This is a genomic window from Rhodoferax ferrireducens T118, from assembly GCF_000013605.1.
In the GTDB taxonomy this organism is placed as follows: Bacteria; Pseudomonadota; Gammaproteobacteria; order Burkholderiales; family Burkholderiaceae_C; genus Rhodoferax; species Rhodoferax ferrireducens.
Map to the genome: position 1 here is coordinate 4,611,605 of NC_007908.1, position 16,403 is coordinate 4,628,007.

At 59.3% G+C, this 16,403-nt stretch carries 16 protein-coding genes and 1 pseudogene; 7 read left to right on the top strand and 10 right to left on the bottom strand.

The window, feature by feature from the left end; translation table 11 throughout:
* Window positions 1-83: 83 nt before the first annotated feature.
* The 7 genes from RFER_RS20975 to RFER_RS21005 all read right to left on the bottom strand — a co-directional run bounded on the left by RFER_RS20975 (window position 84) and on the right by RFER_RS21005 (window position 6,025).
* Window positions 84-1,256: a trans-sulfuration enzyme family protein gene (locus RFER_RS20975; protein WP_011466397.1), complete on the bottom strand. Its 1,173-nt coding sequence runs from the start codon at window positions 1,254-1,256 to the stop codon at window positions 84-86.
* A 16-nt stretch (window positions 1,257-1,272) separates the two neighbouring features.
* On the bottom strand, window positions 1,273-2,397 hold the full coding sequence (locus RFER_RS20980; RefSeq protein ID WP_011466398.1) for a tellurite resistance/C4-dicarboxylate transporter family protein: 1,125 nt from the start codon (window positions 2,395-2,397) through the stop codon (window positions 1,273-1,275).
* On the bottom strand, window positions 2,394-3,578 hold the full coding sequence (locus RFER_RS20985; RefSeq protein WP_011466399.1) for a cytochrome P450: 1,185 nt from the start codon (window positions 3,576-3,578) through the stop codon (window positions 2,394-2,396). Before RFER_RS20985 ends, RFER_RS20980 begins: the two co-directional genes overlap by 4 nt.
* A gap of 67 nt (window positions 3,579-3,645) precedes the next feature.
* Window positions 3,646-4,413 carry a metallophosphoesterase gene (locus RFER_RS20990; RefSeq protein WP_041791064.1) on the bottom strand — a complete coding sequence of 256 codons (768 nt, stop codon included), beginning with the start codon at window positions 4,411-4,413 and terminating at the stop codon, window positions 3,646-3,648.
* A 221-nt stretch (window positions 4,414-4,634) separates the two neighbouring features.
* On the bottom strand, window positions 4,635-4,958 hold the full coding sequence (gene fdxA, locus RFER_RS20995; RefSeq protein ID WP_011466401.1) for a ferredoxin FdxA: 324 nt from the start codon (window positions 4,956-4,958) through the stop codon (window positions 4,635-4,637).
* 189 nt (window positions 4,959-5,147) lie between these two features.
* On the bottom strand, window positions 5,148-5,756 hold the full coding sequence (locus RFER_RS21000; RefSeq protein ID WP_011466402.1) for a hypothetical protein: 609 nt from the start codon (window positions 5,754-5,756) through the stop codon (window positions 5,148-5,150).
* Between the two features lie 8 nt (window positions 5,757-5,764).
* The gene (locus RFER_RS21005; RefSeq protein WP_011466403.1) at window positions 5,765-6,025 is read right to left on the bottom strand and encodes a DUF2249 domain-containing protein; all 261 of its coding nucleotides are present in this window, start codon (window positions 6,023-6,025) and stop codon (window positions 5,765-5,767) included.
* 30 nt (window positions 6,026-6,055) lie between these two features.
* Between RFER_RS21005 and RFER_RS24285 the strand changes: the two genes are divergently transcribed.
* The 7 genes from RFER_RS24285 to RFER_RS21040 all read left to right on the top strand — a co-directional run bounded on the left by RFER_RS24285 (window position 6,056) and on the right by RFER_RS21040 (window position 11,223).
* Window positions 6,056-6,202, top strand: a complete 147-nt coding sequence (locus tag RFER_RS24285) for a hypothetical protein (RefSeq protein WP_166485772.1) — start codon at window positions 6,056-6,058, stop codon at window positions 6,200-6,202.
* Window positions 6,203-6,309: 107 nt separating this feature from the next.
* The gene (locus RFER_RS21010) at window positions 6,310-6,873 is read left to right on the top strand and encodes an RNA polymerase sigma factor (RefSeq protein WP_011466404.1); all 564 of its coding nucleotides are present in this window, start codon (window positions 6,310-6,312) and stop codon (window positions 6,871-6,873) included.
* Window positions 6,870-7,328 carry an anti-sigma factor family protein gene (locus RFER_RS21015; protein ID WP_011466405.1) on the top strand — a complete coding sequence of 153 codons (459 nt, stop codon included), beginning with the start codon at window positions 6,870-6,872 and terminating at the stop codon, window positions 7,326-7,328. Before RFER_RS21010 ends, RFER_RS21015 begins: the two co-directional genes overlap by 4 nt.
* A gap of 1 nt (window position 7,329) precedes the next feature.
* Window positions 7,330-7,806 carry a periplasmic heavy metal sensor gene (locus RFER_RS21020; RefSeq protein WP_011466406.1) on the top strand — a complete coding sequence of 159 codons (477 nt, stop codon included), beginning with the start codon at window positions 7,330-7,332 and terminating at the stop codon, window positions 7,804-7,806.
* A gap of 66 nt (window positions 7,807-7,872) precedes the next feature.
* Window positions 7,873-8,613: a DUF6448 family protein gene (locus RFER_RS21025; protein WP_166485773.1), complete on the top strand. Its 741-nt coding sequence runs from the start codon at window positions 7,873-7,875 to the stop codon at window positions 8,611-8,613.
* A gap of 21 nt (window positions 8,614-8,634) precedes the next feature.
* On the top strand, window positions 8,635-9,345 hold the full coding sequence (locus RFER_RS21030) for a DUF6448 family protein (protein ID WP_011466408.1): 711 nt from the start codon (window positions 8,635-8,637) through the stop codon (window positions 9,343-9,345).
* Window positions 9,346-9,912: 567 nt separating this feature from the next.
* Window positions 9,913-11,223 (top strand): NnrS family protein, encoded by a 1,311-nt coding sequence (locus RFER_RS21040; RefSeq protein ID WP_166485774.1) that lies wholly within the window; start codon window positions 9,913-9,915, stop codon window positions 11,221-11,223.
* A gap of 285 nt (window positions 11,224-11,508) precedes the next feature.
* Here the strand turns inward: RFER_RS21040 and RFER_RS24755 are convergent.
* The 3 genes and pseudogenes from RFER_RS24755 to hutG form a co-directional block, all read right to left on the bottom strand.
* Window positions 11,509-11,649: pseudogene (locus RFER_RS24755) on the bottom strand (enoyl-CoA hydratase); the annotation flags it as partial.
* 2,469 nt (window positions 11,650-14,118) lie between these two features.
* Window positions 14,119-15,531 (bottom strand): formimidoylglutamate deiminase, encoded by a 1,413-nt coding sequence (locus tag RFER_RS21050; protein ID WP_166485775.1) that lies wholly within the window; start codon window positions 15,529-15,531, stop codon window positions 14,119-14,121.
* Window position 15,532: 1 nt separating this feature from the next.
* The gene (gene hutG, locus RFER_RS21055) at window positions 15,533-16,333 is read right to left on the bottom strand and encodes an N-formylglutamate deformylase (RefSeq protein ID WP_011466411.1); all 801 of its coding nucleotides are present in this window, start codon (window positions 16,331-16,333) and stop codon (window positions 15,533-15,535) included.
* Window positions 16,334-16,403: the final 70 nt, after the last annotated feature.

The following is a 16,403-nucleotide window of genomic DNA, read 5'->3' on the forward strand; positions in this document are numbered from 1 at the left end:
AGACCCGGGATCATGAGCAGTCATAAGCTAAAGCCCTTGTCATCAGCAGACCATGGCCAGGCCTAGCCGGCCGCCATCCGCGTTTAAACAGCATGTCTTAACGCATGTTCAAGGTCAGCCATCAGGTCGTCCGGATGCTCTATGCCCACGCTGAGCCGGATCAGCCCTTCGGTAACTCCATTTTGGGCTCGCACCGCAGCCGTGACAAAGCTGTGCGTGGTGCTCGCCGGATGACAGGCCAGGCTGTCCACGTCACCCAATGAGACCGCCTGGGTGAATAGCTGGAGCCGGTTCAATACGGCCGCAGCGGCAGAGCGCTCGTTGCGCACCAGCTCGAAAGCCACCATGCCGCCAAAGCCGCCCTGCAACAGGCGCCGCGCCAGCGCATGCTGCGGGTGACTGGCAAGACCCGGGTAATGCACCACCCGCACCGCAGGGTGGCCCGCCAGGAAATGGGCCACCGCAGCCGCGCCCTCGCAGTGTGCCGCCATGCGCAGTGGCAGCGTCTTGATGCCACGCAGAAATAGAAACGCTTCCTGCGGCGACAGGTTACCCCCCACATGGCCCAGGCCGGTCTTGCGCACCGGCGCGATCAATGCGACCGAGCCTGCCACGATGCCGCCCGTGGCGTCACCATGCCCACCCAGGTACTTGGTCATGGAATGCATCGCCAGGTCAATGCCGTACGCCAGTGGCCGCACCAGGCACGGCGTGCAGAAAGTGTTGTCGGCCACCGTGAGCACGCCGCGCGCTTTGGCAATGGCGGCCACTTCAGCCAGATCATGCAGGCGCAGGCTGGGATTGGTCAGCGTCTCCACCCACACCATGCGTGTAGCCGGTGTGAGGCTGGCAGCCAGGCCCTGCTGCGTGGCGTCCACAACCCGGATGCCAAAGCGCTCACCCACCGCGCGAAAAAGCCCTTCGGTGCCGCCGTACAGCGGTCCGAGGAACGCGATTTCGTCCCCCGGATTCAATAGCCCCAGCAGCACCGAAGACGTGGCCGCCGTGCCGCTGGAAAAAGCCACTGCTGCCTGCGCGCCTTCAAGGTCGGCCATCTTGGCCTCCAGCGCCGCCACGGTGGGGTTGGCAAAGCGGCTGTAACGGTAGCCCGGCGCCTCGCCTGCAAAGATAGCAGCACCGTGCTCCAGCGTGCCATAGCCAAAGGCGGTCGTCTGGCTGATGGGCGTGGCAATGGCGCCGGTGCCCGGGTCAGGGTGCTGCCCGGCATGGACAGCCCGGGTGCGAAGGTGGGTCATCAGAGAGCTCCTGGATTCATGAATGTTCTTCGGCAACAGGGCTAGGCGAACACAGCAAGTCAAAACGCCGCAGCAGATCGAGCAGCAGGCCCACAAATGCAAGGCTCCAGGTCACCAGCGCCACGATCAAAAAAAGTGGGGGCAAAAATTCCAGAAGTTCAAATTCCATCGCGTGCAACATTTGGTGGGTGCAAGTTGCGTACATGCCGAGTGGGAACACCGCGCCCCAGTACAGCGGGTCGTAGCGCATCGGAAAACGCTTGTAAACGTGGCGCCAGATGCTCAGCAATACCAGCATCGGAATCCACCAGGTGCCGGTGGCCCAATAAAACACGGTAAAACCTTTGAGAAAGGGCAGCAAGGACAACAGGAACGGCGCATCGGGCGCATTGATGATCAGCAGCGACCCGGCCAGCGTCGAGATCGCCATGGCACCCATGTTGATCCAGTAGGGCGGCGACAGGTCCCCTGGCGCGAACCGGAAGAAAGTGTAGCGGTAGAAAATCAGCGACATCATCCAGATGTACAACATGCCGCCCCACAGCCACATCGACAGCGCCAGAAAGTTCATCTCCAGCCGGTAGGGCTGGGCCACATGCGCCGCCAGCATCGCAGCCAGCACGGCGACCGATTGCGTCGCCACCACCGCCAGCAGCCAGGCGCCGCTGATGCCTTTGTCCAGTGCAGGCTTGTGTTCCTTGACGGTGAAGGCCGTAAAGATCGCATAGGTCAGCCCAAGCCACAACACCAGCGCCACAATCCACAGCAGCAGCCCGATGCGGTAGTCGGCAAGCAACAACACATACTGTGCCCCGAGCACGCCGGTTCCTGCCACCATGGTAAAAAATCCGGGGCCGCGCAAATGATCGATCAAGTCACTGAAAAAGCGCCGGGGAAACCACAGCAGGCGTCCCACCGTCAACAGCCACAAGACCGCATACATCATGTTGTTCAGGTAGAACAGCGTGCGCGCAAGCTGCGGCCAGCCCTGCAGGTGAGCGGCAATGGAGACGATGCCGGTGGCCATCACCAGCCCGAAATACGCCGGTGCCAGACCGGCCAAATCAGTGCGCAGGCGCGTCCACAGTGCGGGCTTGACCGGGAGTTCGTCCGTTGCGCTATCGGTGCTTGGCGAAGTCATCGCTGGTGGGTGCTGGGTTGCGATGGAAACGTAAGGTGCAGGGGTAAAGTGGCAAAGCCGGACGCCGGATAAACCGCGCTGGTTGGCGGGCGCTGTGCAATCGGGTCGATACTGGTGGTTCCGTCAAGCAGTGCCCGCACCGCTACCCGCAACTCCATGCGCGCCAGTGGCGCCCCGGGACAGACATGGATACCCGCGCCGTACAGCAGATTGGCGCTTGCGTCGCGGTCCAGCCGGAATGACTGCGGATCGGTGAAGACAAGGCCATCCCGATTGGCCGCAACCCAGTTCAGAGAAATCCGCTCGCCGGCATTGATGGTGCGCCCGCCGATCTCGACGGTGCGCGTGGTCACGCGCCGGTTCGCCAGCAGCGGACCGTACATCCGCAAAATCTCTTCAATGGCGTCGGGCAGCAAGGTTGGCTGCGTGCGCAGTTGTTGCTGCAACTCGGTGTGTTCCGCCAGATACTGGGCCACAACGCCGACCGCCGCCGCGATCGTGCTGATCTCGCCAACCGTCCAGTTGCGCAGGATGCTGATGATCTCTTCGTCGTTTAACGGTCGGCCCTTGATCTGTTGGCTGGTCAAACTGCTTATGACATCCTGATGGCCCTGGATACCAGCGTCGCGGCGCGGCTGCAGCAACCCCAAGACATAACCCGAAAATTCGTGGGCGATGTCGGCCATGGCCGGCCGATCCTGGGCCAAGGTGGCAACGTGGTTTTTTTGCGCCCACAATCGCAGCGGCTCGTGCATGCTGGCTGGCCAACCGAGAAACGCGCATTGCACCCGAACCGCAAATGGATGGGCAAAATCACCCATCAGTTCCAGCGCCACGCGACCGCGCAGGGAGCGTACCAGGTCGGCTGCGATGCTGCTGCATTGTGGCTCGAACGCCTGCATGGTTTGCGGCGCGAAATAGCGCTCGATGATGCGGCGGTATTGGCCGTGTTCGGGGGGATCCATGCCGTTCGGAACCGAGAGATTTCGGGAGACCACGTTGCTGAACGTGTCGGGGTCATTGAGGACGCGAACAACGTCCTCGTGCCGAAAGAGCGACCAGCCCAGCAAATCACTGTAAGCGACCGGGCAACGCTCACGCATCTCATCACAGGCGGCGCGCTGATCGCGCAGCACCGCAGCGGACTTCGGATCCCAGTCTGGGGAACGCATATTGCTCATGGCTATTGCCCTTCAAAAAATAAACCGCCGGGCAGCCAGTTTGCCGGCCACAGAGTCTTTGCCCGCCTCAAAGCCCGATTTGAACCACGAAATTGCTGTCAAACAAGGGGTTTTCATTCACCCCGTCTTTCGCATAGCCACGCGGGTTGCACACCACCCGCGTACCGTTGAGCAGATAGTCAAAACTGTCATGGGTGTGACCGTGCACCCACAACGGGGTACGTTGACCGTCGGCCAGATGCTGCAGATCGGACACAAAGCAGCCATTGAGCGGAGAGCTGGCAAACCGCGAATGAATGCTCTGGCGCGAAGGGGCATGGTGCGTGATGACGACTGTCGGCCCCGCATGGGGCTCGGCCAGTCGGCTTTCAAGCCAGTGGACGTCAGCGCGACACAGGGCGGCGGCGTCATCGGGCGTGAACAGTCTTGGCACGGGCTCGTCCACATGGATTACGCTGAAATCACGCATGAAACGTTGCGCTTCCAGCTTTGCCAGCGTACGTTGCGCGCCGTCAGGCCAAAGCATGAAATCAGTCCACAGCGTGGTCCCCAGAAAACGCACGCCTTCGATGATGGCTTGATCATTGTCGAGTACGTGAATATTCGTTCCGGCACACAGTCTTCTGAGCTCATCTGAGGCCCCCACAATGCTGCCGCCGTAGAACTCGTGGTTCCCGGGAACGTAAAGCACTGGCTTGGCAAGCCCCAAGGCCCATGAAACCGCCTCCTTCGGGCGGGCGATGTCACCTGCCAGAATTACGATATCGGCGTCATTACGGGGCATCTCCAATGCGCCGCAGCTGAGATGCAGGTCAGACAGAATATTGAGTTTCATAAGGGACATCAGTCAGCCGGATAACAGACTTGGCTGAATGTCGCCGAGTTTACCCATCTATATCATGACGTGATGTATTCGCCATGAAAAAAAGGTGATTGAAACTTGCCGGGACTTGTCCTGCCAATCGACATTGGCGTGCGTCGTCATGAACGGAACGCGACGCCCGCCACACACGACAGTTTTGGATAGATGTTGTTGCAGCGATAGCTTACGGTGCATCAACGCTTGAGCTCAGCCCGTTTGGCCGCCACGGACGCCCATTTGTCAGCGTCAGGAAGAGCCGCCTTGGTTCGGGTGATGGTTTTCCACTTCGGTGCGAGTTCTGCATTCAATGCGATGAAGTCCTGCTGGTCGGCGGGTACATCCTCTTCGGCAAAGATGGCGTTGACCGGGCACTCTGGCACACAGACCGCGCAGTCAATGCACTCGTCCGGATCAATGGCCAGGAAGTTGGGGCCCTCACGAAAGGCATCCACCGGGCAGACATCGACACAGTCGGTATATTTGCAGCTGATGCAGGACTCGGTGACAACGAACGTCATGATTTTTCTCCTTCATTCCGGCAGCATGCTCCGGCGGAGCATGCGTTGCGGGTCAAGATGGCGCGATGCCGAACCTGTTCTTGCCACCTGGTGGGAGCTCGCTCAGCGCGTGCATGGTGCGTTGTTGCGTGGCTCCAATCGTGGTGGTGACGCTCGCGCTGTCTGGCAGATGCGGCCCCGCTGTCGTACTCAGGCAGCCTTGAGCTCAAATACGGTATCGTCCCACGCATGGTCGAGCAGGATGCGCTGCACGCGTTGCTGCCACAAGCGTCCAAATTCAATGAGTTGCTCGTCTGTGGCCTGAGCTGAGAGGCAAAGCTGCATCAGGCGCATGGTTTGCGGGTCCCCCGGTACGCGGTGCGGATAGGCTTGGGCTAGCACGACCTGGCCGGTGTCGGTTCGCGTGAAACGAAGCTCGGCCTCGATATCCACGTTGAACTGCAGCAAACCGCGCCGCACAAACTGGCCACCGATGCCGGCAAAGCCGCCGTCGCTGGCGGCCCCGGTGAGCAAGCCCAGCACATTGGCGACCACACCGGCGGTGCCGGTCTCAAGTCGGTCGCGCAAGCTCACCTGGATAGCCCCGCGTGTGGGCATGTCGTCGCCGTACAAGGTCTTGATGGCGCGCACGCCGAGCCAGTAGGCCGAGGCAACCGTCGGGCAAGAATGGCCGGCTAGCCGCACCGCATCTGCGTAGCCATAGCTCATTAGCCCGCCAGTGACCGATCCGAGTAAATCAGCGAGCGGATCGCGCAGTGTGATGCGCGGCACCTGATCGAAAAAATCAGGGAAATTCATGGGGCTCGTCAAAGACAGGCGAAGTCGATCACGATGGCGCCTGACTCCCGTTGCACGTACTCAATAGAAACGGCATCGCCGTACCGGGCGACGAGTTGGTTCAATAGGGGAATCGGATCGTGGTCATTGCAAAAGCGCATGGTCTCACCGGGTTGCAGTGAATCAAGCGCACCAAAAATGGCGGCATGACGGAAACGCTTGGCAACGCCGCGCGCATCAAACGGATAGATAGCTTCGGGGGTGACGTGGTTGGTAGCGCAGGAACTCATGGTGAAACCTCTTGTGGTTGGAAAAAAGTAATGGACCTGCTGTTCTTGGCGCAGCAGGACTTGTTGCGGGAGAAATCGCTCGCGATTGCCGGGCTGACTGCGCGATGCGCGCGCGAATGGAACGGACAATCGGGAAACATGCTCATATACTTGCATTGCTTTAAAGATGTATTGTAAATACTTCTTACGACGAAGGTCAATCCCTTAACCCCTGCCGCATTGATGGGATAAACGCTCAGTCATCTCAAGGAACTTTTTCTGACGCCATTCGTTTATGGAATTGAATGATTGATATGCTGACCTCCGATGGTTCCGAAGATGACTGGGTAAGCCGTGCGCGAGCGGGCGACCGGAAAGCATTTTCCGAACTGGTGCGGCGTCATCAAAAGCCGGTTCACCGCTATCTGTTGCGCATGCTGGGGTCGCACGACGATGCGATGGAGTTGACGCAGGAAGCGTTTATCAAGGCTTGGCAGGCGCTGCCGCAGTGGCGGCCCGAGGCTCAATTCCGCACCTGGCTGTTCCGGATCGCGAACAACACGGCGCTCGATGCCCTGCGGCACCGCAAGTTGATCGAATTCGTGCCGCTGGAGGACTCGTTTGACGCGCCCGGTTCGGAGCCCGATCCAGCGCATCAGGCGCAGGTCACGCAGGAGGTGAGGCAACTGGACACGAGCTTGAAGAAGCTGATGCCGGAGCACCGGCAAATACTACTGTTGCGAGAGGTGGAAGAAATGTCTTACGAAGAAATTGGAAGTGTGCTGTCGCTGAACGAGGGGACGGTGAAGTCGCGGCTGGCGCGCGCACGAGCCGCCCTGATTGAGATTCGTGCAAGGAGTCGGTCATGAGCTTTGCCGAAAAATGCCCACGAACCGAGGCGATATCGGCCCTGGTCGACGATGAGCTGGCCGAGCCCGCTCGCGCTGCGCTCAATGCGCATGTCGAGGGCTGCGCGATCTGTGCGCCAGTGCTGGCCGAGTTCAGGCAGTTGCGGACTACCTTTGCCGCATTGCCCGACGTGACGCCCAACGTCGATTTCGCCTTTCTGGTGGATCGCCGCATCTCCGCCGCAGGCGTTCCTAGGCCCAAACCAAAGCCGCGGCGCTGGCGTTGGTGGCAACTCGCACCGGCGACGCTCGGCGGCGCCATCTCGCTTTCGCTCGGCGTCTATTTGGGCGGCACACTGATGCTGGGGTCGCAGATCACGGCGCAACCTGCGGCGCTGCAGATGGCCGCCTTTACCGCAATTCCTCCGGGCGCCCTGTGCCCGGCCCTGCAAGCCTGCAATTCAATGGGTCGCTGACATGAAACGCTACTGGATCTATCTGCTACTCGCCGTCTCGCTGTTGGTCAACGTGGGCGTACTCGCCGGCGCGTGGTTTCAGGCTTGGCGTGCGCAAGGTGCGACTGAACTGGCCTTCTTCGGGATGGGTCACGAACGCGTTCCGGACTATTTAAAGCTCGATGGCACGCAAATCGAGCGCTGGCATGCGATGGAGAAGGACTTCGTGAAGGTCCTCAATGATGTCGACGGCAAAATCCAGATTCACCGCGAGCATCTGGTGCGCGAGATCTTCTCCGCTCAACCCGACACGTCAGTCATCGAGCGCGAGCGCGCTGCAATCTTCACGCTGCAGGAGGCGCAGCAGCGCAGCGTCATTGAGCAACTGCTCAAAGAGCGCGAGATGTTGAACGCGAGACAGCGGCTCGCCCTGGCTGACCTGCTTCTCAAGCAGGACCCGCGCAGTACCGCCGGCGCGCAGCAACTGCACGCACGCTGATCCGCATCAGCGTCCATTGCCCGGCCCAGACTGGCCTGATCGGACGCGCTGGCACTGCGGGTCGAAATGAATCTGGAACAAATCTCCAACTACTTCGTTTATCCAAGTAAGGCCCGGTCGAATCAAGACCGGGCCTTGATGAGAACGAAGTCCGTAACTACCACTGGAGAATTACCTATCATGAAATTCAATCAAATCACAGTCAAAGCTTCTGTCCTGGCGACCCTCTCGGCGGCACTGCTGCTCGCGGCGGCGCCTGCCTCCGCGCATTGCGATGGCGTGGACGGCCCGGTCATTAAAGCAGCGCAACAAGCGCTCGACACCGGCAACGTCAATCGCGTGCTGATCTGGGTGCAAGCTTCTGACCAAGCGCAGATCAAGGAGGCGTTTCGCAAGACACTCGACGTCAGGCAGTTGAACCCTGCTGCCAAGAAACTGGCTGACTATTCCTTCTTCGAGACCCTGGTACGCGTGCATCGAGCCGGAGAAGGGGCACCTTACACCGGGATCCAGCCGGCTGGCCGCGACCTTGGCCCAGCCGTGGTGGCAGGCGACAAGGCGCTTGAAACGGGCTCCGTCGAACCCCTGGCGAACTTGCTCACGAAGGCCGTGCACAAAAGCGTCGGGGGGCAGTTCAAGGACGTCATCGCCAAGAAGAATTTCAAGGTTGACGACGTTGCCGCCGGACAAGAATATGTCAAGGCGTACGTCGGCTATATCCATTCGGTCGAACGGATTTACGAAGCCACTGAAGGTCCCGCGCACGGCGACGCCAAGGAAAGCCCTGCAGCGGCCCATCAGCATTAAAGCGATCTAAAGGTGAACACCATGAACCTGCAAAACCTGCTGAAATCACGCATCGCGCTGGCGCTCTTTGCCGGCCTCTTTTACCTGACCTGGAAATCATTGGCTCAGTATTTCGGGCTGGATGAATCGATCGGCGGCGTCGGCACGGACGCCATTGGGCTGGGCAATGGTGGTCTCGCGCTGGCTTGGGCGCTTGGGCATTGCGATGGGCTGGATGGACCCGTGGTGACGGTGGCACGCAGGTCGCTCGAAACCGGCAATGTCAATCTGGCCCTGCCCTGGGTTCGGGCCGAGGACGAAGGCGAGATTCGAAAGGTGTTCGACCAAGCGAGGTTGGTGCGCAAACTCGGCGCAGAGGCGCGCGAACTCGCCGACACGCACTTCTTTGAAACGCTGGTACGTATCCATCGGGCTGGGGAAGGCGCGCCCTTTGGTGGCTTGCAACCGGCCGGTCGCGATCTCGGTCCGGCGGTTCCAGCTGCCGACAAGGCGCTCGAAAATGGCTCGATCGAACAGGTGGAGAAACTGCTCACCGACGCGATACGCGGCGGCGTGCACAAGTATTTTGACGTCGCCTTTGGGCGCCGCAAGTTCGATCCCAACGACGTCGAGGCGGGTCGTGCGTACGTCGAGGCCTATGTGCCCTATATCCACTATGTGGAGCGGTTATGGCAAGCCGCACAGGGCGCGGGACATGCACATGCAAATGACCGGCATCACGCCGGGCACTGACATTGGCTAATGGATCGGTTTGCCGAGAATACTTGACTCCGTCGCGCCGCGTTTTGCACCTGTGGCTGACTGGTAATGATGAGCCGATCGATTTGAAGCCGGCGTCGTCCAGGCAGGCCACCAAGAGAGCCTTTTGCGCGGTACTCCGACTGGTCCTGGTGTAAGTAAGTCAGTAAGGGCGGGCTCACCCCTTTTTATGCCGTCGAAGCCCAGCGCTTCGACGGCTTCGCTTTGGAGCCGAACCTATCCTTCATCAAAGACCGGGATTCCCCAGAGTGTGACGCTCCTGGCCAGCGGGTCTGTTTACCCGCTTGTTCATTTAGGTCACTGAGAAAGAGAAATCTTCTTTCCAATTCGAATTTGGGCACTGGCGGGATAATCGCGACGAAATCCGCCGTGCGCATGGTAGATCCATCCAAAGCATGAAACCGCATGACCGCGACGGCCGGCAGCTTGAACGTATCCAATTTCAGCTGGCTTCAAAATAGACAGGAGATGTGAGGTCCCTATGACGATCGACGCAAGCATTTTGAGGAATGGCTCCGCATCGATGGGAAAGGAAAAACATTGAAACCGATCCCCATCAAGCCGACGACCCTAAACAACACTTCACGTGCAGTGACGGGCAACCACGTGACACCACCCTGGAGGCCGATCTGGCTACTGGCTGCACCCCACCGCCTGGCTTTTTTTATGGCTGCACTCATGCTGGTGATGAGTTCGATCTGGTGGGGAATCTTATTGGTGACGCGGGCTCTCGGCTTAGCGCTGTACTGGGCCGTGCCGGTTTCGGCGGCTCATGGGCTGCTGATGAGCATGGGGTTCATGCCACTGTTTTTTGCTGGGTTTCTTTTCACAGCCGGACCCAAGTGGTTGCGTCTGCGGGAAGTCACGGCGCGCAGTTTGTTGCCGGGCTTGATGTTCATGCTGGCTGGCTGGGTCAGCGTCCTGATCGGCTTTCATACCTACGCCCTGGTGTCCTGCGCAGGCGTGATATTGGTCGCTGCCGGCTGGACAGTTCTGAGCGTGAAATTCTCCATGATGGTGCGACGAAGCGACGTGCCCGACCGTATCCACGCTCGCCTGGTGGCTTTCGCATGTGGCATTGGCGCCATCGCGTTGTGGACGGCGGCGGTGTCGCTGGCTATCAGTTCGGAGTTAATGCTGCGGACCGCCACGCAGATGGGGTTATGGGGATTCGTTGCGACCATATTCGCAGTGGTATCTCACCGCATGATTCCATTCTTCGGTGCCAGCGCAGTTCCGTTTCTCGATGCATGGCGACCGATGTGGTTGCTGTGGGCAATGGTCACTGTGCTGTGGCTGGAGGCCGTGTTTAGCGCAGCGGAGTTGTGGTACCGGCCTTTTTCGGCCGCCATGCGATGGGGTCAGGTCGCGGTCGAATTACCAGCGTCCCTTCTGTTGCTCTACTTAGCGATACGCTGGGGTCTGGTGCAGAGCCTGAAAATCCGGCTTATCGCTATGCTTCACGGCGGCTTCACGTGGTTGGGGATTTCCTTCGCGCTGAGTGCCCTGTCCCACACGCTGATGGCGCTGACAGATGGAGCACACTCTCTGGGACTTGCGCCTCTGCATGCCATGACCATGGGTTATCTAGGCGCCACCATGTTTGCGATGACCACGCGGGTGAGCAGTGGGCACGGCGGCCGACCTGTCGCCGCGGATGACGTAGCCTGGACTTTGTACTGGATACTGCAGTCAGCCGTGCTGCTGCGCGTCATCGCGGCCATTTGGCCCGCAGCTAGCACACCTTTCACGCTGCTGGCGATTGCCGCATGGACAGCGGCCACGCTAGGTTGGGCGCTCCGGTATGGCCGCTGGTTTGGTCGCTCCCGCCTGGATGGTCGACCAGGTTAGGCTAGATTTTTCAAATGATTGCAAATCTATCTGGCATGTGGGTTTGGTGCTTTTTGTAAGGGTTACAAATCAAATTTGACACAATTGAGGCCTCTTGGCCACGATGGAGTTGGCGTTCTTTGACCTTGCACTTAGCGTTGATTTCTTTGTACACATGGAGGGTCTGTTGAAGAAAAAACTGACCGGCGTGACGAGAGACTGATCCGGTCGCACTTTGGTGCCTGAGATGGTTGGTCCTCACAGGCTGCCATCGAGGTTTTGTTTGGCGGGGGATTATGTTGTGAATCAGCGATGTACAAACTGAGGAGTGCGTTTCTCCACAAAGGCGCGCATGCCTTCCTTTTGGTCTTGCAGCGCGAAACTGGCGTGCAACATGCGGCGCTCAAACCAGATGCCTTCACTGAGCGGACTCTCAAAAGCCCGGTTGCTGTTGACGACGGCCCGGCATGCCCGCCCTGGGCAGCCACTTGTTGAAAAGCCGCCACGTCGGTTCCCACCGTGCCGCCCAAAAGAACGGGTTCAGCGCGACGGGAAAACGCAGTGTGGCGCAGGTCATAAAAGCTGGCGGTCGTATCGCCCGTGGCCCAACGCAATGCAGCATTTATCAGCTGCGTCGTGACCAATTCTTCATGCCTTGCTCCAGGTTTTCCGGGTTCGCCAAGCAGCACGTCATCATCGTCCGCGTCGTCTTGACGACGGAGTCTCACCATATCGATCAACAGCACCTTCAGTTGAATATCCAGCACGGCCTCTTGCCTGCGCACTGAGGGCGTCTTGCCGACCCCATCGCGACGCCGGGGGTAAATCGTCAAGTACACCTGATCCATTAGATGAACGTCGCCGACACGTATGCACCACAGCTCGACGCTGCGCAGAGGAACCCAGAAAGCGAGTGCCAGACCGACTCTGGCCTGCAGCCGAACACGGCTGGAAGGTGCGCTCGCTTCGATGAACGCGATGGCCCGTTCCAGTTCATGAGGCCACACCACGGCCGCGGCAGGTGGCAGCGCAACACCATTTCCGGACAAACTGCGCGGTAATGGATCGAACCCGGAGATGACCAGGAACCGATGAAATACCTCAAGAAACGCAGCAAATTTCGGGCGCTGCGATTCTCTGATTCCTTTCAAAATCTGTTTATAGACATCCTGCCATGCCCACCCATTTAGGTCGTCTATGTCCATTTCAAGAACTGCAACGACGAGCTCCTTCACTCCTTGGCGTAGGTATTCATGAATGGTGACTGGCGCCCATTTGTCCCCGCGCACCCCGCCCATTTCAATCGCGTGACGGATAGCGCCCAGCACAATGACCTGCACCCTCCCCTCACGCGCAGCAAGCGGAAGCAGCATCTTGATACGCTCAACGATGCGTTCGCGCCCATGGTCCTTGGACCGCTTGTCACGGGCGACCTGGCCTGCAAACAGGATCAGGCCATCAAAAGTCGAAGTGACCGTGGAGTAAGCTCGAACTGTTTGAAGCAGCTCCAACTCATCGGCCAGGCTGCTGACTGGCGACGCACCGAATAACTGTGGCTTTCCCGTCGCACGGCGTGCGAGCGCCGCACGGTTGAGAAGTTGAAAGGGACGAAGTCCGATGGCATGACCGAAAATCGGGCCTGTCACTCGACTAAACCACCAAGCTTGAGCATCGCCAATGAAGCCGGGCCAAGCTTCATGTGATGGACACTCAGAATGAAGCTCGCGTAGGATTCCGACGGCCCATTTCCAGTCGACATCCTTCACTGCGCAGCCACCGATGACTTCAAAGCCTGCATCGTTCGCAGCAGCTGCCTCTGTCAAATTGAGTCCGACAGACACTATGCTAGTGCCAACTTCGGTTTCTTTAGGATCCATATTCAAACTCCAAAAGTTCTCCCAAACGTTTGTCTGCTTGTGAACACCATCGGGGGAGTGGAATGTTGGTTTGCTTGCAATGACTCAAAACTCAGGATTTGCTAATCCCTATGAAACATGCGCCCGCCATGGTGATCAAAGCCATTTTGACCACCATGGCGTCAAAACTGGCCGAGTAAGTGCCTGTTTTAGAGTACTTACTCGGCCAGCAAGTCAAATTTCTTGTTGCAGCCGACGCCAATTTGACCCCCCTGTCGATTTCCACCGACCAGGGTCAATCGGCCTATAACTGTCACCCTCGACAATTGAAAAAGCCACTGACTCCAATGGACACGTGAAGTTCGCCCCGAACAGTTTGTGATTGGCAATGGATTTGGCAACCCGTTTGCTGACTGTCGTGACCGTCGGCAATGTGTCTGATGGAGCCAGTCATCTCTCTCGAAAGCTGACCTTGAAAACTGAAAGTCAGGTGTCGAGCGCGGCATGCTTCGATTGTGCAGCGATAGAGGTCATAGACCACAGGTGGCCTTCTAGATGTGCGACTTTGAAAGTGCGAAGCCAGTCAGCAGTCATTCGTGGCGGCCTAGCGACGTTTTGTTCAACTCCACAATCACTTCTTATTGGTTCGCGTGAGTCCCATACGGTCTGTGTCGCAGGTCAAGCCGTTGCTAAATCGAGTCAACCCGTCGCCATTGGCTGTCGCAGTCGTCCCATCGCCAAAAACGCGGCCATCGCCGACACGGCCGCGATGCAGCGTAGGCGACGCACCTGATTGCAGGTGGCCTGCTCCGACGAACAACAGCTATGCAGCATGGCCATCGGGCATAGGGCGTTTAGCAATGCAGCGATGTGCGCGTAGTCTTGGGGATTGCAATAGAGACCCGAGCCTTGTTTCCAACCGACGACGCGGCATTCAAATTGTCCTATCTGACACTGAACATGGGACGGCAAGCTCAGTTTCTATTGCGCTTCAAAGAATGCCATTTACAGCCATTAGCGGCAATATAAGCCAATGGAGCGCGAACTTGGTCACGAGACATTACGTCCACAACGTCTTCATCGTCCGCACAAATTCCTGTACAAGCTCAGGCCAAAGCGCAGGCCCCGATTCACGCCCCCACCCCCGCCCCCCATCAACACGCTGCTGGCCAGCAACGAAAACTTCTTTAAACCTGGCACCGGGGCTGGAAAACACCAGGGCATCCAGTACGTGCTCGGCCGGCACCCCCAGCAGCACCGACGACTGCTCATTCAAAACCAGGAAGTCGGCGCGGTGCCCCAATTCAATCGCCCCCAGGGGCCTGGCTGTGGCCGACTGACCACCCGCCAATGCGGCCTCGAACAATGCCGCAGCGGAGCTGTCAAACCCGCCAGCCTGGGCTGCCACATTGCGCCTGCGTTGCGTCAAGCGCTGTGAGTACTCCAGCAGACGAAGCTCTTCGATCCAACTGCGGTTAACGTTGCTGTCCGAGCCAATCGACCAACGGCCACCGATGCCAGAATAGCCCGAAAAATCGAATACGCCGTCGCCCAGATTGGCCTCGGTGCTCGGGCAAATGACGATCGCGGCGCCACTCGCGCCCACCGTCTGCAACTCCACAGGTGTAGCGTGCGTGGCATGGACCAGGTTCCAATGGGCATTCAACGGCAGGTGTTCCAGCAGCCACTCAATGGGACGCTGCCCGGTGTGATTGAGGCAGTCCTGCACCTCCTGCGTTTGCTCCGCGACATGAATGTGGATGGGCAGACCATTGTTGGCCGCAAATGCCGCCACCTCTTTGATGGCCGCCGCGTCGGCCGCCCGCAACGAGTGCACGGCGACCCCCACGTTGACATGGGCCAGTGCACCTGCTTGCGCCTGCACGCCCTCCACCAGGCGCAACACGCTGTCAGGTGTCGACGCAAACCGGCGCTGGTCCTCCCGCAGCCCCGTGGCACCAAAACCCGATCGCATGTACAGCGTAGGCAGGAGTGTCAGGCCCATGCCCACACGCTGCGCCGCCCGCACCAGGGCCAGCGACATCTCCAGCGGGTCGGCATAAGGTCTGCCATCCAGCGCGTTGTGAAGGTAGTGAAACTCACACACCTGCGTATAGCCGCCGGCCAGCAGTTCGGCATAAAGCAAGGCTGCGATGGTCTCCAACTGCTCTGGCGTGATGCGCCGGGCCACCGAGTACATGCGGTCGCGCCAGCTCCAGAAATCGTCACTAATGGCAGCACCTGCCCCCGCCTTGCGCTCGGTCAGTCCGGCAATGGCACGTTGAAACGCGTGGCTGTGGGCGTTGACAAGACCCGGCAGCACCGGGCCATTGAGAACGGTCACATCTTGATTGGCTGTCACCGGCGCGTTGGCTTGAATGCCACTCCACGCGCCGCTGGCGTCGACGGTCAGCAACACATCACGGGCCCAGGCCCCTCGGACCCAAGCGTGGGTCGCGAAGAAAGGCTTCATGTCATTTTTCATGGCGACCCCGGCAGGCTGCTAGCGCTTGGCTCAGCATGGTCTTGAGCAAAGGCTGGACGGCTCTGGCCTTCTTCTCGTCATAGTCAAACGGCAGGGCCTCGCGCATGTAGAGGTACTGGCACATCTCCAGCTGCACGGCGTGCACCCGCTCCTGTGGCGCGCCGTAGTGCCGGGTGATGTAGCCGCCCTTGAACCGGCCATTGAGCACATGGGTCACATCACTGGCCAACGCGCAGGCCTGCTCCACCGCTGAAGCCACCGACGGGTCCGCACTGGCGCCATTGGCAGTACCGACATTCAGTCCCGGCAGGGCTCCCTCAAACAGCCACGGAATGTGCGAGCGAATACTGTGCGCGTCCCATAGCAGGGCATAGCCATGAATAGCCTTGATGCGCTGCAACTCTGCGGCCAAGGCGGTGTGATAAGGCCGCCAATAGGCCTCGCGCCGTCTCGCCCGCTCAACCGGCTCTGGTTCGCAGCCGGGTTGGTAGAGCGCGTCGCCCGTGAAGAAGCGCGTGGGACACAGCTCGGTATTGGACGCACCGGGGTACATGGGTGCGTCATCCGGCGGGCGATTCAGGTCGATCACGTAGCGCGAGTAACGAGGCATCAACACGCTGGCGCCCAGCTCGGGCAAAAAGCTATAAAGTCGCTCGAGATGCCAGTCCGTATCTTCGACGGCCAGGGCGCGCGGCACATAGGCGTCCTGCAACTCAGGCGGAATGTCGGTCCCAATATGGGGCATGCTCACCAACAGGGCAGACGTGCCGCCATGCAATGTAAAAGTCATCGTTGTTCACCGTTAAAGAAAGTTTGCATGCAAGGGTTTGCATTCATGAACGGTGGCCAACCCAATGTGG